Source organism: Sphingopyxis sp. FD7, from assembly GCF_003609835.1.
Lineage (GTDB): Bacteria > Pseudomonadota > Alphaproteobacteria > Sphingomonadales > Sphingomonadaceae > Sphingopyxis.
Window position 1 is genome coordinate 3215043 of the sequence record NZ_AP017898.1, and the last position, 18736, is coordinate 3233778.

Below are 18736 nucleotides of genomic sequence, written 5' to 3' on the forward strand. Positions count from 1 at the left end.
TTCGTTAGGGCAGGCGGCGACACGCACGGGAACAGGGGCTTCCATGACGCTCAATATCATTTTGCTCGGGCCGCCGGGGGCGGGCAAGGGAACGCAGGCTTCGCGGCTCGAGGATGAGCATGGCATGGTGCAGCTGTCGACCGGCGACATGCTGCGCGCCGCGGTCAAGGCGGGCACCCCCATCGGGCTTCAGGCGAAGGCGGTGATGGACGCGGGCGAGCTGGTCTCGGACGACATCGTATCGGGGCTGATCGGCGAGCGGCTCGACGAACTCGGCCCCGATGTTTCGGTGATCTTCGACGGCTATCCACGCACCGCGGCGCAGGCCGATGCGCTCGACGGTATTTTGTCGGCGCGCGGCCGCAAGCTCGACCATGTGATCGAGCTGCGCGTCGAGGAAGACGCGCTCGTCGACCGCATCACGGGTCGCTTCAGCTGCGCCAAATGCGGCGAGGGCTATCACGATCGCTACAAGCTGCCCAGGGTCGCCAATGTCTGCGACATTTGCGGGTCGGAGGAGTTCAAGCGCCGTCCCGACGACAATGAGGAAACGGTGCGCACGCGCATGGTCGAGTATCGCGCCAAGACCGCTCCGATCCTGCCGATCTACGAGGCGCGCGGCATCGTCACCCATGTCGACGGCATGGCGCCGATCGACCAGGTCAACGACGCGATCGAAACGATCCTGAACACCGCTGGCTAGCCAGCCCCGCCGCCGCCCGTTATTGAGGGCGGCAAGGGGGACAGGCTGATGGCGATTTCTGGATATTTTGCCGGTTTTGCGGCTTTTGGCACGCTGGCACTCGCGCCCGCGGCAGACGCCAAGGTTATCGACCAGAGCGAGAGCGGCTTTACCGTCGCGCACACCGCGCAGGTCGCGGCGGCGCCCGCCGACGTGTGGAAGATGCTGCGGATGCCGCAGAACTGGTGGTCAAAGGATCATAGCTGGTCGGGTGATGCGGCGAACTTCTGGCTCGATTCGCAGGCGGGGGGCTGTTTCTGCGAAAAGCTGCCCGATACCGGGTCGGGGCTCGGCAGCGTCCAGCATGCGCGCATCCTTTTCGCCCGGCCCAACGCGCTGCTCCGCCTGTCGGGCGCTTTCGGGCCGCTGCAGGGCGAGGCGCTGACCGGCACGCTGACCATCCAGATCAAGCAAACTCCGACGGGCAGCGCGCTGCGCTTCGACTATGTCGTTGGCGGCTATATGCGCTTCAAGGTCGCCGACATCGCGCCCGCGGTCGACCGCGTGATCGGCGAGCAGCTCAAGGGGCTGGCCGAGGCGCTCGGCGGCGCGCTGCCCCCGGCGCGCGATGAAAAGGCGGCGGAAGAGGCAGCGACGCCTGACGCCGATGCCCCGGCGGCGAAGGATGAATCCGGCCTCGACGCCGCAGTCGCCGATCTGGTCGAGCCAGACGCCAACCCGAAGCCCGACGAGCGCCGCTGAAGCGCAAAGACCAAAATCGGGGTCAAGAGAATCGCGCGCCCCCGCGAAGGCGGGGATCCAGCTCCTGTCGGCGCCGAACATCGCCGTCGGGCGATGGGCCCCCGCCTTCGCGGGGGCACAGGCTATCCCTGTAGCAAAACGCTAACCCCCCGGCTTGCCGCGCAGCCTGGCGAGCGCCGCGAACGGCCCTGCCGCTTCCTCGCTCAGCACACCCTTTTCGGCGAGGATGCGGTCGGCGTCGGGGTGGCGCGGAAAGGGGTCGAGTGCGAGCGACAGCGTTTGCACTGCCGCCTCGCCAATGTCGGCGCGGTCGCCTTCGAGCGGCAGCAGGTCGAGCTCGTCGCGGCCGATCTCGACCTCCTCGTCGGCGTGCGCGGGGGCATCGACATCGCGCAGGAAGCGCAGGTCGAAGGGTTCGGCGATGCGCGTGGCGACGGGCAGGGCGGTGGCGGCGCACGCCTGCACCACCTCTGCCCTGACTTCGCCGGTTGCGGCGAGCCCCCCGGCGACGGCGCGCAGGCTGGCGGCGAGCGCAAAATGATCGAGCGCCATCAGGCCGAGCCGCGCCGCGATCCGCGCGCGCGCCGTCGCGTCGGCCTCGACGGCGATGGCGCGGCCCTGCGCCGCGTCGGCGAGCGTGACGACCAGCGAAAACTCGCTCGCCGCGTTCACCGCTCGGCTCCCGGCAGGCGGTCCGTCGCGACCAGCTCGGCGACCGGCATCGCCGCGAGCGCGCCGCGCAGCGCCGCCACCTTCGCCATCACATGCGCCAGCGCCGCTTCGCCCGGCGCCTTGCCGCGCCACAGGTTGCGCACCAGCGCGGCACGAAGCTCGTCCGACCCGTCGGGCGCGCGATAGGCGCCCAGCCGCCCGCCGAGCGCGCCCATCATCCGCCCGACCTGCTTGCCGACGACCATGTCGCCAAAGCCGATCTGGCGCATCTGCCCGTCCATGTCGCTCACGAACAATTCGGTGAGCTGGACCCCGGCGAGCGCCTGATCGGGATCGTCGTCGATCCGGTGGAGCACCAGCGCCATCACCAGGCTGACCATGTCGAACCGGCCGTCGAGCGTGTCGGGAACGCCGCCCTCGGCATACCAGTGCGGCGCGCGCGCGGTGGCGATCACCGCCTGCCACAGCGGGCGGCGCGCCTCGCGCGGGTCGGGTTGGGATCGGAACAATTTGCGAAAGGAAAACATCGCCGCTGCTTAGGCGCATTCGCGCCGCGCGAAAAGGGGCGCCGGTCAGCTTGTGGCAAGCTTTGCCGCGGCACAAGCGGCTTGTGCGCGCTCACCGCTTGCGGTTAAGAGGCGCGAGAGCCAGCGCCACCGCCCGACGCAGCGGCGGACCGGCGCAATGGAGATAGTTTATGCCGAATGCGAGTCCTGTCCTTTCCACCCCCCGCGCGCGCCTTGTCCTGCTCGGCCTCGCCGCCCTGCTCGCGACCAGCGGCTGCGCGCAGCTCAAGGGGCGGCAGGGCTATGTGGTCGATCCGGCGCTCACTGAGGCGATCACCCCCGGTGTCGACAATCGCGAATCGGTCGAACGCACGCTCGGCCGCCCCACCTTCGTCGGGCAGTTCGGCACCGGCGAATATTATTATGTCTCGCGCGAAACGCGCCAGCTTGCCTTCGCCAAGCCGCGACCGATCGCGCAGCAGGTGCTGCGCGTGCGCTTTGATGCCGCGGGCAACGTCGCCGCGGTCGATCGCACCGGGCTCGAACTGGTGAGCAGGATCAGCCCCGAAGGCGACAAGACGCCGACGCTCGGCCGCGAACGCAGCTTCTTCGAGGATATTTTCGGCAATATCGGCGCGGTCGGCGCGCCCGGTGCCGGTGCGCCGACGGGGCCGTAAAGGATAGAATCCTCCCTGTCGCGTAGCGATGGGGAGGGGGACCGCGTCCGAAGAGCGTGGTGGAGGGGCGTCGACGGCAGTGCCATTGCCCCTCCGTCAGCGCTTCGCGCTGCCACCTCCCCATGGCTTCGCCACAGGGAGGAGCGAAGAATTACTGCGCGATGCCGCCCGCGGCGAGCACCGCCAGCGTGACCAGGTCCGACGCGGTCGACGCCATCGTCGCGACCTGCACCGGATGCTCCATGCCAACCAGCATCGGGCCGATGATGGCGCCGCCACCGAGTTCGCGCAGCAGCTTCGCTGACAGGTTCGCCGATTGCAGCCCCGGCATCACCAGCACATTCGCGGGCCCCGACAGGCGGCAGAAGGGATAGTTTTTCATCACCTTGGCGTTGAGCGCGACGTCGGGTGCCATTTCGCCTTCATATTCGAACGCGGGCTGGCGCCGGTCGAGGATCGCCACCGCCTCGCGGATATTCTCCAGCCAGCTCCCCTCGGGGTTGCCGAAGGTTGAATAGGACAGGAAGGCGACGCGCGGTTCGTGCCCCATGCGCCGCGCGACCTGCGCGGTGCGTTCGGCGATGTCGGCGAGCATTTCGGCCGACGGCCGCTCGTTGACCGTCGTGTCGGCCATGAAGATGGTGTGATGCTGGTCGACCAGCACGTGAATGCCGAACGGCGTCTTGCCCTCGGCATGGTCGATCACGCGGCGGATTTCGCGCATCGTCTGCGAATAGGTGCGCGTCGTGCCGGTGATCATTGCGTCGCCCAGCCCCATCTTCAGCAGCAGCGAGCCAAAGATGTTGCGGTCGCGGTTGACCATCCGCTCGACGTCGCGGCGCAGATATCCGCGGCGCTGGAGCCGCTCATAGAGCATGTCGACCATCGCGGGCACATGCGGCGAATTGACACTGTTGTGGACCTCGAAACTCTCGGCATCGGCGACGCCCATCGCGCGCAGCTTGTCGTGCAGCCCTTCGCGCCCGACGAGCACGGGCGTGCCATAGCCGCCGTCGCGGAACTGGATCGCGGCGCGCAGCACGGTTTCTTCCTCGCCCTCGGCAAAGACGACGCGCTTCGGGTTGGTGCGCGCGGCTTCATAGGCGAGCGTCAGCACCGACGTCGTCGGGTTGAGCCGCGCGCGCAGCCGCGTGCGATATTCATCGAGGTCGGCGATCGGTTTCTGCGCGACGCCGGTGTCCATCGCCGCCTTGGCGACAGCGGCGGGGACGATTTCCATCAGGCGCGGGTCGAAGGGGGAGGGGATGATATATTCGGGGCCAAAGCTCGACGCGCGCCCGCCATAGGCCGCGGCAACCTCCTCGGGCACCTGCTGGCGCGCGAGGTCGGCGATCGCATAGGCCGCGGCGATCTTCATCTCCTCGTTGATCGCGGTCGCATGGACGTCGAGCGCGCCGCGGAAAATGAAGGGGAAGCAGAGGACATTGTTGACCTGGTTCGGATAGTCCGACCGCCCCGTCGCGATGATCGCGTCGGGCCGCGCCGCGCGCGCATCCGGCGGCGAGATTTCGGGATCGGGGTTCGCCATCGCAAAGATGATCGGCGCGGGCGCCATGTCCTTCACCATCTCGGGCTTGAGCGCGCCCGCGGCGGACAGGCCCAGGAACACGTCGGCGCCGACCAGCGCTTCGGTGAGGTCGCGCGCGTCGGTCGGGACCGCGTGCGCCGACTTCCACTGGTCCATGCCATCGGTACGACCCTGATAGATGGTGCCCTTGCGGTCGCACATGATGACATTTTCGTGCCGCACGCCCATCGCCTTGATCAGCGCGGTGCAGGCGATCGCCGCCGCCCCTGCGCCATTGACGACGACCTTGACCGCCCCCAGCTCGCGCCCGGTCAGGTAACAGGCGTTGATCAGCCCCGCGGCGGTGATGATCGCGGTGCCATGCTGGTCGTCATGGAACACCGGAATGTTCATGCGCTCTTTCAGCGCCGCCTCGATGATGAAGCAATTGGGCGCGGCAATATCTTCCAGGTTGATCCCGCCAAAGCTCGGCGCGAGCAGTTCGACCGCCTCGATAAAACGCTGCGGATCTTCGGTATCGACTTCGAGGTCGATCGAATCGACGTCGGCGAAGCGCTTGAACAGCACCGCCTTGCCCTCCATCACCGGCTTCGACGCGAGCGCGCCGAGGTTGCCGAGCCCCAGGATCGCGGTGCCGTTCGAAATGACCGCGACGAGGTTGCCCTTGACCGTATAGTCATAAGCCGCGGCGGGATTTTCGGCGATCGCCTTCACCGGCACCGCGACGCCGGGCGAATAGGCGAGGGACAGGTCGCGCTGCGTCGCCATCGGCTTCGATGCGACGATCTCGATTTTTCCGGGCCGCCCATATTCGTGGTAGAGCAGGGCCTCGCGATCCGAAAACTGCACCTTGCTGCCGCTGTCCATTCGTCATCCTCTCGATAAAGTCACAAGATGCGCGCCCGAGCCTTTCCCCTAGCGCCGCCTCGCGAAAATGTAACCGCCAATGTTGGGTGCGGGGGCGATGGGGATGACGGATAAGGGAAAGGCAGTTCCTCACCCCACACCCTCCATTCCACCCCGCATCCCCCCTCCGACCTTGCCATGCCGCCCCCAATCACTAAGCAGGGGGCGATGGCCGCCACCGCTCCCCGTCCCGCCAACAGCAACGCCGCCGCGCGCGCGGTTCCGTCGGCCTCGACGCCGATGATGGCGCAATATTGGGCGCTGAAGGAAAAGGCCGGCGACTGCCTGCTCTTCTATCGCATGGGCGATTTTTTCGAACTGTTCTTCGACGATGCCAAGGCGGCGGCATCGACGCTCGACATCGCGCTGACCTCGCGCGGCGAACATGACGGAGCGCCTGTGCCGATGTGCGGCGTGCCGGTCCACGCCGCCGAATCCTATCTCGCGCGCCTCATCCGCGCGGGGCACCGCGTCGCGATTGCCGAGCAGGTCGAAACCCCCGCCGAAGCCAAGGCGCGCGGCGGGTCGAAGGCGCTCGTCGCGCGCGACATCGTGCGCTTCGTCACCGCGGGCACGCTGACCGAGGAAAGCCTGCTCGAAGGGCGCAGCGCGAACCGCCTCGCCGCGCTGGCGCAGGTCGGCAGCGAGGGCGAGGTGGCGATTGCCGCCGCCGACATTTCGACCGGACGGTTCGAGGTCGTCGCGGTGCGCGCGGAAGCGGTCGACGCCGAACTCGCCCGGCTGGCGCCCTCCGAACTGCTGCTCAGCGAGAGCGCAGACGCGCTGCCCATCTCGTCGGCGCGGCAGGTGGTGCGCCGGCCGGCGGCGGACTTCGCCAGCACCGGCGCGCAGAAACGGCTCGAATCCTTTTACGGCGTCCGGACACTCGACGGTTTCGGCCCGTTTTCGCGCAGTGAAATCGCCGCGATGGGCGCGCTCCTCGCCTATCTCGATCATGTCGGGACCGGCGGCCCGACCTTCCTCCAGCCGCCGGTGCGCGTGTCGGCGTCGGATCGCATGGCAATCGACGCCGCGACGCGCGAAAGCCTCGAACTCGTCCGCACCATGGCGGGAACGCGCGAGGGCAGCCTGCTCGGCACGATCGACCGCACCGTCACCGCGGCGGGCGCGCGGCTGCTCGCCGACGATCTGGCGAGCCCGCTCACCGACCGCGCCGCGATCCTCGACCGGCTCGACCTCGTCGATGCGTTGGCGCAAGACGCGCTGTGGCGCGGCGATCTCCGCGCGGCGCTCCGCGCGCTGCCCGACGCCGGGCGCGCGCTCGGCCGCCTCGTCGCGGGGCGCGGCGGCCCGCGCGACCTCGCCCAGCTGCGCGATGCGCTCGGCGGCGCGCGGCTCCTGCGCGAACGGCTCGCGCGGCGCGCCGACCTCCCGCCTTTGCTCGCGCGCCTGCTCCCCGGCCTCGACGGCCATGGCGCGCTCGTCGATGAACTGACACGCGCGCTCGTCGAAACGCCGCCGGTCGACGCCGCGCAGGGCGGCTATATCGCCGAAGGCTATGACCATGCGCTCGACGCGCTGCGCGAAACCGCGCGTGACGGGCGCAAGGCGATCGCCGCATTGGAAGCCGGGTATCGCGACCGCACGGGCATCGCCTCGCTCAAGATCCGCCACAATGGCGTGCTCGGCTATCATGTCGAGGTGCCCGCGAAGCATGCCGACGCGCTGATGGCGCCCGATAGCGGCTTCACCCACCGCCAGACGCTCGCGGGGGTGGTGCGGTTCAACTCGGCCGACCTCCACGACGCGGCGAGCCGTGTGACGCAGGCGGGCGTCCACGCGGTCGCGGCCGAGGCCGCCCATCTCGAGGCGCTCACCGACGCCGCGGTGGCGCGGCGCGAGGCGATCGCCGCCTCGTGCGACATACTCGCGCGCCTCGACGTCGCCGCCGCGCTCGCCGATCATGCGATGAGCCACAATTGGTGCCGCCCGGAGCTGGCGGACGAACCGTGCCTTGATGTTGTCGGCGGGCGGCATCCGGTGGTCGAGGCGGCGCTGGCCAGGGCAGGCGAACGCTTCGTGCCCAATGATGTGTCCCTATCGGAACGCGACCGGCTCTGGCTCGTCACCGGCCCCAATATGGGCGGCAAATCGACCTTTCTCCGCCAGAATGCGCTCATCGTCGTGCTCGCGCAGGCGGGCGGCTTTGTCCCCGCCGTCTCGGCAAGGCTCGGCCTCGTCGACCGGCTGTTCAGCCGCGTCGGCGCGAGCGACAATCTCGCGCGCGGGCGCTCGACCTTCATGGTCGAAATGGTCGAAACCGCCGCCATCCTCGCGCAGGCGACCCCCGACAGCTTCGTCATCCTCGACGAGGTCGGGCGCGGCACCTCGACCTACGACGGGCTCGCGCTCGCCTGGTCGGTGGTCGAGGCGGTGCATGAGGTGAACCGTTGCCGTTGCCTCTTCGCGACGCACTACCACGAACTCACGCGGCTCGCCGAAAGCCTGGATGCGCTCTCGCTCCATCATGTTCGCGCGCGCGAGTGGCAGGGCGATCTGGTGCTGCTCCACGAGGTCGCCGACGGCCCCGCCGACCGCAGCTACGGCCTCGCCGTCGCGCGCCTTGCGGGGGTTCCGGCCGCCGTCGTCAAGCGCGCCGAGGCCGTGCTCGCCAAACTCGAAGCCGGGCGCGAAAAAACCGGCGGGCTCGCCGCGGGGCTCGACGACCTGCCGCTCTTCGCCGCGACGCTTGCCGCCGCGCCCGCCGAAAAACCGGACAAGCTGCGCGACGCGCTGGCAAGCATCGACCCCGACGCGCTCGCCCCGCGCGAGGCGCTCGACGCGCTCTATACGCTCAAGCGCCTGATGGCGGACGAGGGTTAGATGACGACATCCTCTCTCCGATTCCCCGAGCGAAGACGAGGGGCTCTGCCGAGCGAAGTCGAGGCGGGGTGTGTTGCCAAGGGTTCTCGCTGCGCTCGAACGGCCCCCTCGTCTTCGCTCGGGGAATCGGCTGTCAGAATCCGCCGGGCTTGTCTCGCATGACCGACCTCTTCGCCCATCTCGACCAGCGCCGCGCGATCATCGACCGCCGCGCGCTCGCGGGGCAGCTCGACGCCATCGCCGCCGAAACGGGCGATGCGAGCCAGCGCCGCCGCGCGATGGTCGCGCTGCTCAAGGCGGCGCTTGAGGATGGCCGTGCGGAGATCGAGCGGCGGCTGCTCGCGCACCCGTCGTCGGGGCGCGTCGCGGCGCAGGCGACTGCTTTCCTGATCGACCAGCTCGTCCGCCTCAGCCATGATTTCACCGTCCAGCATCTTTACCCCGCCAACAACCGTTCGGCGGGCGAGCGCATCACGCTGATCGCGGTCGGCGGCTATGGCCGCGGCGAGATGGCGCCGCACAGCGACATCGACATCGGCTTCCTCACCCCGTTCAAACAGACGAGCTGGACCGAGCAGGTGATCGAGGCGCAGCTCTATACGCTCTGGGATCTGGGGCTGAAGGTCGGCCATTCGTCGCGTTCGCTCGACGAGATGGTGCGCGCGGCAAAGGACGACCTCACCATCCGCACGGCGTTGCTCGAAGGGCGCTTCATCTGGGGCGACCGCGACCTGTACGACCAGGCCGCGGCGCGTTTCGATGCCGAGGTCGTCGCGGGCAATGCGCGCGCCTTCGTCGCCGACAAGCTCGCCGAGCGCGACGAGCGGCACAAAAGAATGGGTGATTCGCGCTATGTCGTCGAACCCAATGTGAAGGAGGGCAAGGGCGGGCTGCGCGACCTGCACACGCTCTTCTGGATCGGCAAGTTCATCCACCGCGTGCGCACCGTGCCCGAGCTGGTTGATGCCGGATTGCTCTCGGCGCGCGAGCTGCGTCAGTTTGCGCGCGCGGAAAACTTTCTGCTCGCGGTCCGCTGTCACCTCCATGTCCTTGCGGGCCGCGCCGAGGACCGGCTGACCTTCGATTTCCAGCGCGAGATCGCCGCCCGCATGAAATTCGCCGACCGTCCGGGCAAGAGCGCGGTCGAACGCTTCATGCAGCTCTATTTCCTTCATGCGAAGAGCGTCGGCGATCTGACCGGCACCTTCCTCGCGCATCTCGACGACCAGATGGCGGCGCGCGGGCGGCGCTTCCTGCCGACCATCCGGCGGCGGCCGGGCAAGCTCAATGGCTTCGTCCTCGATCGCGGCCGCCTCGCGCTGCCTTCGGATGATTTTTTTGCGGCCGACCCGGTGCGGCTGATCGAGATTTTCGCGCTCGCCGACCGGCACGGCCTCGAAATCCACCCGCAGGCGATGCGCCAGGCGCGCCACGATGCCAAGCTGATCGAGACGCAGGGCGTGCGCCGCAATGCCCGCGCCAACGCGCTGTTCCTCGACGTGCTCACCAGCCCGCGCGACCCCGAAACGGTGCTGCGCTGGATGAACGAAGCGGGGGTGTTCGGCCGCTTCGTGCCCGATTTCGGCCGCGTCGTCGCGCAGATGCAGTTCGACATGTATCATCATTATACCGTCGACGAACATACGATCCGCGCGATCGGGCTTCTGTCGGACATCGAACAGGGACGGCTCAAGGAGGATCATCCGCTGTCGACCGCGATCATGGACCAGATCCATTCGCGGCGCGTCGTCTATGTCGCGGTGCTGCTGCACGACATCGCCAAGGGGCGCGGCGGCGACCATAGCGTGCTCGGCGCCGAGCTCGCGCTGCGCGTCTGCCCGCGGCTGGGGCTGAGCGAGGCGGAGACCGAGACCGTGTCGTGGCTCGTGCGCTATCACCTCCTCATGTCGGCGACCGCGTTCAAACGCGACCTCGCCGATTTCAAGACGATCCTCGACTTCGCGCAGATCGTGCAGAGCCCCGAGCGCCTCCGCCTCCTGCTCGTGCTCACTGTCGTCGACATTCGCGCGGTCGGCCCCGGCGTGTGGAACAGCTGGAAACGGCAATTGCTCACCGAACTGTACGACGCCGCCGAAGAAGTGCTGCGCCTCGGCCACAAGCAGAAGGGCCGCGAACAACGCATCGCGAGCAAGAAGGAGGCGGTGGCGGCGCAATTCGGCTTCGACCGCAAGACCTTCGACAAGGTCGCCAGGCGCCTGCCCGAAAGCTACTGGATCGCCGAGCCGGTCGAAGTCATCGCCGCGAACCTCGTCCATATCCGGCAGGCGGGCGACGCGCCGCTGCACATCGCCGCGGTCCCCGACGACGATCGCGGCGCGACGCTCGTGATGGTGCTCGCCGCCGACCATCCGGGGCTTTTCTATCGCATCGCGGGGGGCATCCACCTCGCGGGCGGCAACATCATCGACGCGCGCATCCACACGACGCGCGACGGCCTCGCGCTCGACAATTTCCTCGTCCAGGATCCGATCGGCCGCCCGTTCGACGAGCCGGGGCAGATCGCACGCCTCACCCGTGCGATCGAGGATGCGCTCGCCAACCGGCAGAAACTGCTGCCCAAGCTCGAAGCCCGCGCGCTCCCGCGCACGCGGGCCGAGGCGTTCCGCGTCGCGCCCAACGTTTTCGTCGATAACAAGGCGTCGAACCGCTTCACCGTGATCGAGGTCAACGCGCAGGACCGCCCGGCGCTCCTCAACCAGCTCGCCTACGCGCTTTTCCAGTCAAAGGTCACCGTCCACAGCGCCCACGTCGCGACCTATGGCGAACGCGCGGTCGACACTTTTTACGTGACCGACCTGATCGGCGACAAGATCGACAGCGCCGCGCGGGTGAAATCGCTGGAGAAGAGGTTGCTGGAGGCGGCGACGAGTGCGAGCGAGGAGGCGGTGGCGGCTTAGGGGTTTGAAGAACCGCCGTCAAACCGCGCCGCGCGGCGGATCGGCGAGGCCGATCCGCCGTCGACGTCTATTTGTCAGCCGAACTTCACCAGATTGAGGGCCGGAAGCGGTCCGCCGGGGAACTGGACGAGCCGTCCGCCCACTGCCAGCGAGCCGAGGTCGATCCCGGCAAAACCGAGCCGGTCGATCAGCGAACCAATCTCCGCCTTGGCGCCCGCATCGTCCCCCGAGTAGAAGAGCACACGCTTTCCGCCCTCGCTGGCCGGATTGCCGGAGACGAGATGCGGTTGAAGGTGGTTGAACGCCTTCACCACGCGCGCGCCGGGCACCATGTCGGCGAAGACTTCGGACGAGGCCCGGCCGCCGAGATCGAACGGCTTGAACAGCGGCGCCTCGATCGGGTTGTTCGTGTCGACAACGATGCGACCATCGAAAGCGGGCAGGCCGCCGAGAGCCTGCGGCAGTTTCGACCAGTTCACCGCGACAAAGACGATGTCCTTCGCCGCCGCGTCCTCGCGCGTGCCTGCGGTGATCGCGGGACCGATCGCGCCGACCGCGTCGGCGAGGCTTTCGGGACCACGACTGTTGGCGAGTGTCGCAGCAATATCCTTGCGCGCGAGGGCCGTGGCGATGGCGCGACCGATGTTTCCGGCGCCGATGATGCCGATGCTGGGCATGATGATGCTCCTTTCGTTTCGGGATCAGGCGGTGAGGCCGCCGTCGGCAACGATGTCGGCGCCGGTGACGAAGGCCGCCTCGTCACTGGCGAGAAAGGCGACGATGCTGGCGATTTCCGATGGCTGGCCATAGCGGCCGATCGCCATGCCCGGACCGACGATCGCGGCGACGGGACCATCGGCGGGATTCATGTCGGTGTCGGTCGGGCCGGGGTGGACGGTGTTGACGGTGATGCCCTTGACCCCCAGGTCGCGCGCAAGGCTGCGGTTGAAGCCGGTGATCGCGCCCTTGGTCAGCGTATAGACCGACGCGGTCGGAAAGGCGGCGTAGCGCGTCATCGACGAGCCGATGTGGATGATGCGGCCGCCCGCCTTCATGCGGCGTGCGGCTTCCTGCGTCGCGACGAAGACGCCGGTGACATTGACCGCGAGCATCCGTTCGTAATCCTCGAAACGGAAATCCTCGATCGGCGCATTCACCGCGACCCCGGCATTGTTGACGAGGATGTCGATGCCGCCAAAGGTTTCGGCGGTCCGGGTTACTGCGGCGCGCACCGCATCCGGGTCGCCTGCGTCGGCGGCGATGGCGATCGCCTTGCCGCCCGCCGCTTCGATTTCGGCGACGACGTCGGCGGCGCGATCGGGCGAGGCGCTGTAGGTGATGGCAACCGCAGCACCGTCGGCGGCAAGGCGGCGGGCGATGGCGGCGCCGATCGAGCGCGAACCGCCGGTAACGAGGGCGATCTTGCCCGAAAGGTTCAAATTGGTGTTGGTCATGGTCTTTACTCCTGATTGCTTTGGTGGAGTGAAGATGGCTCATCCATTATGTCTCGATTAGCCGGTAATGATTTGTTATATTTTCAACTATTGATTGAAAATGGAAACGCTCGCCAATCTTGAATCCTTCGTGCGCAGCGCCGAGCTCGGCAGCTTTTCGGAAGCCGCGCGTCGGCTCGCGCTGACCCCCGCAGCGGTCAGCCGCAATGTCGCCATGCTCGAACGCAATCTGGGCGTCCGGCTTTTTCAACGCTCGACGCGCAAATTGACGCTGACCGAGGCAGGAGAGGCTTTCCGGCTCGCGATTGCTGGAAGCCTCGACGATATTCAGGCGGCGATTACCGGGATCGCATCGGACAGCGGCGAGCCCGCCGGGGTGCTGAAGGTCAGCATGGCCCCGACCTTTGGCATTATGCATATCCTGCCGATGTTGCCGGGCTTCATCACGCGCTATCCGCATATCCGCCCCGAATGGCATTTCGAGAACCGGCAGGTCGATATTGTCGCCGAGGGCTATGACGCAGCGATCGGCGGTGGTTTCGACCTGTCGCCCGGGATCGTCGCGCGGACGCTCGCGCCTGCGCACATCGTCGCGGTGGCGTCGCCCGCCTATATGTCCGGCCGCGTGGCGCCCACCGACCCGGCGGCGCTGGCGGCGTTCGACGGCATCGTCATGCGCTCGCTCCAGACCGGCCGGATCAGGCACTGGACGATGCGCGATGCGGCAGGCGTCGAGCGCGCGGCGACGCTAAGCGAAGATATTGTGGTCAACGACCCGGCCGCCATGCGCGAAGCCGCAAGGCTCGGGCTGGGCGTTGCCCTGCTCGCAGTGCCGGACGTGCTGCCGGACCTGGAGAGCGGCGCACTCGTGCGGCTCGTCTCACGCTGGTATGCCGATGCGGGTGCGATCTCGGTCTATTATGCGTCGCGAACGCTGCTGCCGGGGAAGACGCGCGCCTTCGTCGACTGGATCGCCGAGGCGTTCAAGCGCGACAGGCTGGCAGAGCGATTTGCCGGCAGCTTGGGAACATAGGCCGCGCAGAGCATAATTGGCGAGAAAACCGACGGCATCACCCCCGCAGCACCGCCCCAACCTTCGCCGCCGCGGCGACTACCTTGTCGGCGATCGCCTTCAACTCGGCATCGGTGAAGCTTTTCTCGGCCGGTTGCAGTTCGATCTCGACCGCCAGGCTCACCTGACCTTCGGGCACGCCCTGGCCGGTGAAGCGGTCGAACAGGCGGGCATCGACGATCGCCGCCTTGTCGGCGCCGCGGATCGCGCGGACCAGTTCGGCGGCGGTCAGGCTCGTCGGGGCGAGGAAGGCGAAGTCGCGGCGCACCGATTGCAACGCCGGGGGTGCGAACGCCGCGCGCGCGGGGCCGCTCGCGCGCTTCACGGGGATCGAACCCAGGAATATCTGCGCCGCCATCACCGGGCCATCGACGTCGAAGGCACGGGTGAGCGCGGGATGGAGCGCGCCGAACTCGGCGAGCACCGCCTTGGGGCCGAGGCGCAGCGTCGCCGACTGGCCGGGGTGCCAGATCTGGCCTTCGCTCACCGGCTCCATCACCTGCAGGCGGTCGGCGGGCGCGCCCGCCGCGTCGAGCAATGCCAGCGCCGCGGCCTTCGCATCGAACGCATCGAAGGGCGCGGCCTTGCCCGCCTGCCAGCCGCGCGCGTTCTTGTCGCCCGCCATCAGCACGGCGAGCGTCGGATGCTCGGCATCGGCCAGATAGCGGCGGCCGATCTCGAACAGGCGGATGCTGTCCTGCCCCCGATTCTGGTTGCGCGCCGCCGCGGCGAGCAGGCCGGGCAGCAGCGAGGGGCGCATGACCTTCAGCTCTTCGCTGATCGGGTTGGCGAGCGACCAGTTGCCGCCGCCGAAGGGCGCGGCTTCCTGCTCGGAAATGAAGCTCCACGTCACGGCCTCGTGAAAACCCGCCGCGGCGGCCGCGCGGCGCAGGCGGCGTTCGAGCATCTGCTCGGCGGTCGCGGTCGGTTTCGCGACCCCGTCCGCGCGCGGCAGCGGCACCGACGCGATCGCGTCGAAGCCGTTGATGCGCGTCACTTCCTCGACCAGGTCGGGCGCGCCGTCGATGTCGCGGCGCCAGCTCGGCACCTGGACCTGCCAGCGGGCGCCCTGTTCGATGATCGTGAAGCCCAGCGCGGTCAGGATTTCCTGCTGCCGTTCGGGCGCAATCGCGATGCCGCCGAGGGTCGCCGACAGCGCGGGATCATAATCGACCGTCTTGACCTCGGCGGGCGGCGCGCCCGCGCGCGTCACCGCCGACGGCGTGCCGCCGCAGATGCTCAGGATATGGCCGGTGACGATCGCGGTTGCATCGTCGAGAAACGCCGGATCGACCCCGCGCTCGAAACGGCTGCGCGCGTCGCTGGTCAGGCCCAGCGACTGTCCGGTCAGCGCGATGCGTTCGGGGGTGAAATAGGCGATCTCGATCAGCACGTCGGTCGTCGTCTCGCTGCACCCCGAATGTTCGCCGCCCATGATGCCCGCGATGTCGTGGACCTCGCGGTCGTCGGCGATCACCGTCATACGGTCGGTGAGCCTATACTCCTTGCCGTTCAAGGCGGTGACGGTCTCGCCATCCTTCGCGCGCCGCGCGACGAGCGCGCCGCTGAGCTTGGCGCGGTCATAGATGTGGCTCGGGCGGCCGAGGTCGAACATCACATAATTGCTGATGTCGACGAGCGCCGAGATCGAGCGCTGGCCGACCGCTTCCAGTCGGCGGCGCATCCATTCGGGCGCGCTGCCGTTGGTGACGCCGCGGATCGTGCGGCCGAAAAAGGCCGGGCAGGCTTCGGGGTCGCGCGTTGCGATTTCGGTCGCCGCGGCGCCTTCCCCCTCGATCGTCGGGACGTCGAGCGGCTTCAGCGTGCCGAGCCCCGCGGCGGCGAGGTCGCGCGCGATCCCGCGCACGCCCATGCAATCCTGCCGGTTGGGGGTGATCGAAATGTCGATCACCGGGTCGCCCGCGCCGCTGTAATCGGCGAAGGGGGTGCCCACGGGCGCATCCTCGGGCAGTTCGATGATCCCGTCATGGTCGTCGCCCAGCTCCAGCTCGCGCGACGAGCACATCATGCCGTTCGATTCGACCCCGCGCACCGCGGCGACCTTCAGCGTCATGCCGTTCGCGGGCACCACCGCGCCGGGAAGGCCGAGCACCCCGACCAGCCCCGCGCGCGCGTTGGGCGCGCCGCACACGACGGTCAGCGGCGCGCCGCCGTCGCCCGTATCGACGGTCAGCACCTGCAACTTGTCGGCCTGCGGATGCTTTTCGGCGGTCAGCACCCTGGCGACGCGGAAGCCCGCGAGCTTGTCGGCGGGATTCTCGACGCCTTCGACTTCGTGACCGATGCGGTTGAGCGTGGCGACGACATCCTCGACGGTGAAATCGCCGTCGAGATGCTCGCGGAGCCAGTCGAGAGTGATCTTCATGCCGAAATCCCCCCGCTCAGCGTTGGGACGCTCAGCGCGCCGAATCCGTAATGACTGAGCCAGCGGAGATCGCCGTCAAAAAAGGCGCGCAAATCGTCCATTCCATATTTCAGCATCGCCAGCCGGTCGACCCCCACCCCGAAGGCAAAGCCCTGCCACTCGTCGGGGTCGAGCCCGCAATTGGCGATGACGCGGCGGTTGACCATGCCGCTGCCGAGCAGTTCCATCCACGCATGGCCATCATCGTCGCCATGGCCGCCGACGATCCGGCGGCCTTTCTCTTGCTTATAGCCGACATCGACCTCGGCCGAGGGTTCGGTGAAGGGGAAATAGGAGGGGCGCAGCCGCAGCACGATGTCGTCGCGCTCGAAATAGGCCTTGAGGAAGGTCTCGAGCGTCCATTTGAGATGCCCCATATGGATGCCGCGGTCGATGACGAGGCCTTCGATCTGATGGAACATCGGCGTGTGCGTTGCGTCGCTGTCGCTGCGATAGACGCGGCCGGGGGCGATGATGCGGATCGGCGGCTCCTCGCTCATCATCGTGCGGATCTGCACCGGCGACGTATGTGTACGCAGCAGCATCGCGCGACCCTCGGCATCCTTGTCGGGGAAATAGAAAGTGTCGTGCATCGCGCGCGCGGGGTGCGTCTCGGGAATGTTGAGCGCGGTGAAATTGTGCCAGTCGTCTTCGATCTCCGGCCCCGTCGCCACCGCGAATCCCATGTCCGCAAAGACTTCCGCCAACTCGTCCATCACTTGCGAGACGGGATGAACGCTGCCGCGCGGGGCCGCGTCGGCGGGCAGCGTCATGTCGACCGCTTCGGCGGCCAGCCGTGCCTCCAGCTCCGCGGCGTCGACCGTCGCCTTGCGCGCCGCGATCGCGGCGGTCACGCTTTCGCGCAGCGCGTGGATGACCGGGCCCTTCGCCTGCCGCTCGTCGGGGGTCATGCCGCCGAGCGTCTTCAAAAGCGCGGTGATGCTGCCTGCCTTGCCGAGCGCCGCTATACGCACCGCCTCGATTGCGCTCGCGTCGCTTGCGTTCTCGATGTCGCGCAGGATCTGCGCCTCGATGGCTTCGATTTCGCTCATCATCATTCGTCCCGTTCCGGCGGCGCTGTCGCGGCCGGCCGCATCATAGTGCCGATTGCAAGGATAGGCGGCTGCCCGCGCGTCCGTTGCCAGCCGCTTGCACCGAAGCCCCGGCGCGGGTCAAGCCCGATGGCGGGCACAAGCTATTCCGGCGGCTTGTGCAGCCCCTGCACCGGCGCTCCTGCCGCCGCGGCGCGCGCGAAAGCGGCGGCGCCCAGGATCGGTTTGGGCCGCGCGGCATAGGCGCGCGGACTCATGCCCATGAATCGATGAAAGTCGCGGGTAAACTGCGCCTGATCGTAATAATGGTGATCCATCGTTTCGATCCACGCCATCGACGGGTCGAGCATGAAGCGTCCGAGCGAGCGCAGGAAGCGCTGACGGCGGAGCAGCAATTTGGGTGCGAAGCCGAAGGCGCGCAGGCTCAGCCGCTCGACTGACCGTTCGGACAGATTGAGCCGCGCCGACAGGTCGGCGACGCTCGTCACCTCGTCGTCGATCAGCGCGCGATGCGCGGCGACAATGGTGGGATCGTCGGATGGGGCCGACGCCAGCAGCGCGCAGAAATGCGCGTCGATCAGCGCGGCCGCCGCCTCGATATCATTGATGTGCGCCAGTGCCTCGGCGAGCGGCGCAAAGTTGGCAAAGGCCGTGTGCGCCCGGCCATCGCAATAGGCGTCGGCAAGCGCATGGGCCGTGAGCGGCGCCAGCTTCGCCCAGCCCGCGGGCAGGATACCGACGCCCCACACGCGCATGTCGCCCGCCAGGAAATAGGTTGCGCGGCTGGTCGGCCCGGTTACGACGAAGGATGGCGCGTCGGCCACCGGCTGCCCGCCGATCGCGACCCGCGGCGCGTCGCCTTGAATAAAGCGCATATTGGCCCATTCGGGATGGAGAAAATCCTCGATCCGCGGGGCGCCGTTCAACACAACTTCGGTCAGATAGATGGCGCTGAGATAGGGCGACAGCGCGCGCGATGGCGGGAAGAACCGTGTCGTGACCCGCGCGACGGCGGCAAGGGGTGCGGATGCGTCGCGCGGCGCCATATGTCCCGGCTTAGCGCATAAAAGGCATGAAAAACAGTGTGAGACTGCCGCTTCGTGTCGGTTTCTTACAATTCTATCTATTTCCTCTGCGCCATAATTGCTTTGTCCGATGCCAAAGCGGGCGAATTTGCATAATCGCGGTGCGGCGCCAGCTGGAGGGGGGTGGCGTGG

Annotated in this window: 14 protein-coding genes; 6 read left to right on the top strand and 8 right to left on the bottom strand. The window is 68.0% G+C overall.

Annotated elements, in window-relative coordinates:
- Positions 1–43: 43 nt before the first annotated feature.
- Together SPYCA_RS15685 and SPYCA_RS15690 are read left to right on the top strand one after the other, a co-directional pair.
- Positions 44–703 carry an adenylate kinase gene (locus SPYCA_RS15685; protein ID WP_120221723.1) on the top strand — a complete coding sequence of 220 codons (660 nt, stop codon included), beginning with the start codon at positions 44–46 and terminating at the stop codon, positions 701–703.
- A 48-nt stretch (positions 704–751) separates the two neighbouring features.
- Positions 752–1444, top strand: coding sequence for a hypothetical protein (locus SPYCA_RS15690; protein WP_120221724.1), 693 nt, complete (start codon positions 752–754; stop codon positions 1442–1444).
- A 141-nt stretch (positions 1445–1585) separates the two neighbouring features.
- Here the strand turns inward: SPYCA_RS15690 and SPYCA_RS15695 are convergent, their stop codons facing one another.
- A complete protein-coding gene (locus SPYCA_RS15695) occupies positions 1586–2116 on the bottom strand; it encodes a YceD family protein (RefSeq protein ID WP_120221725.1) in 531 nt (176 codons plus the stop codon).
- Positions 2113–2643, bottom strand: coding sequence for a ubiquinol-cytochrome C chaperone family protein (locus SPYCA_RS15700; RefSeq protein ID WP_120221726.1), 531 nt, complete (start codon positions 2641–2643; stop codon positions 2113–2115). Before SPYCA_RS15700 ends, SPYCA_RS15695 begins: the two co-directional genes overlap by 4 nt.
- A 170-nt stretch (positions 2644–2813) precedes the next feature.
- On the opposite strand from SPYCA_RS15700, the gene SPYCA_RS15705 reads away from it, so the two are divergent.
- On the top strand, positions 2814–3299 hold the full coding sequence (locus tag SPYCA_RS15705) for an outer membrane protein assembly factor BamE (protein ID WP_120221727.1): 486 nt from the start codon (positions 2814–2816) through the stop codon (positions 3297–3299).
- Positions 3300–3450: 151 nt separating this feature from the next.
- On the opposite strand, the gene SPYCA_RS15710 is transcribed toward SPYCA_RS15705, so the two are convergent.
- On the bottom strand, positions 3451–5715 hold the full coding sequence (locus SPYCA_RS15710) for an NADP-dependent malic enzyme (RefSeq protein WP_120221728.1): 2265 nt from the start codon (positions 5713–5715) through the stop codon (positions 3451–3453).
- A gap of 279 nt (positions 5716–5994) precedes the next feature.
- Here SPYCA_RS15710 and mutS point away from each other — a divergent pair, with 279 nt between their 5' ends.
- Together mutS and SPYCA_RS15720 are read left to right on the top strand one after the other, a co-directional pair.
- The gene (mutS, locus tag SPYCA_RS15715; RefSeq protein WP_172595164.1) at positions 5995–8598 is read left to right on the top strand and encodes a DNA mismatch repair protein MutS; all 2604 of its coding nucleotides are present in this window, start codon (positions 5995–5997) and stop codon (positions 8596–8598) included.
- Positions 8599–8756: 158 nt separating this feature from the next.
- Positions 8757–11516: a [protein-PII] uridylyltransferase gene (locus SPYCA_RS15720; protein ID WP_120221729.1), complete on the top strand. Its 2760-nt coding sequence runs from the start codon at positions 8757–8759 to the stop codon at positions 11514–11516.
- 74 nt (positions 11517–11590) lie between these two features.
- On the opposite strand, the gene SPYCA_RS15725 is transcribed toward SPYCA_RS15720, so the two are convergent.
- Both SPYCA_RS15725 and SPYCA_RS15730 read right to left on the bottom strand, forming a co-directional pair.
- On the bottom strand, positions 11591–12193 hold the full coding sequence (locus tag SPYCA_RS15725; protein WP_120221730.1) for an NADPH-dependent F420 reductase: 603 nt from the start codon (positions 12191–12193) through the stop codon (positions 11591–11593).
- A 24-nt stretch (positions 12194–12217) separates the two neighbouring features.
- Entirely contained in the window at positions 12218–12970 is a 753-nt protein-coding gene (locus SPYCA_RS15730; protein WP_120221731.1) for a 3-oxoacyl-ACP reductase family protein, read from the bottom strand.
- Between the two features lie 100 nt (positions 12971–13070).
- Here SPYCA_RS15730 and SPYCA_RS15735 point away from each other — a divergent pair, with 100 nt between their 5' ends.
- A complete protein-coding gene (locus tag SPYCA_RS15735; protein WP_120221732.1) occupies positions 13071–14003 on the top strand; it encodes a LysR family transcriptional regulator in 933 nt (310 codons plus the stop codon).
- A gap of 37 nt (positions 14004–14040) precedes the next feature.
- Here the strand turns inward: SPYCA_RS15735 and pheT are convergent, their stop codons facing one another.
- From pheT to SPYCA_RS15750, 3 genes are all read right to left on the bottom strand, one after another.
- Positions 14041–16428 (bottom strand): phenylalanine--tRNA ligase subunit beta, encoded by a 2388-nt coding sequence (gene pheT, locus SPYCA_RS15740; RefSeq protein WP_120221733.1) that lies wholly within the window; start codon positions 16426–16428, stop codon positions 14041–14043.
- Positions 16425–17519, bottom strand: coding sequence for a phenylalanine--tRNA ligase subunit alpha (gene pheS / locus SPYCA_RS15745; RefSeq protein WP_120221734.1), 1095 nt, complete (start codon positions 17517–17519; stop codon positions 16425–16427). The genes pheT and pheS overlap by 4 nt, the downstream gene beginning before the upstream one ends.
- A 143-nt stretch (positions 17520–17662) precedes the next feature.
- The gene (locus tag SPYCA_RS15750; RefSeq protein WP_120221735.1) at positions 17663–18565 is read right to left on the bottom strand and encodes a helix-turn-helix domain-containing protein; all 903 of its coding nucleotides are present in this window, start codon (positions 18563–18565) and stop codon (positions 17663–17665) included.
- Positions 18566–18736: the final 171 nt, after the last annotated feature.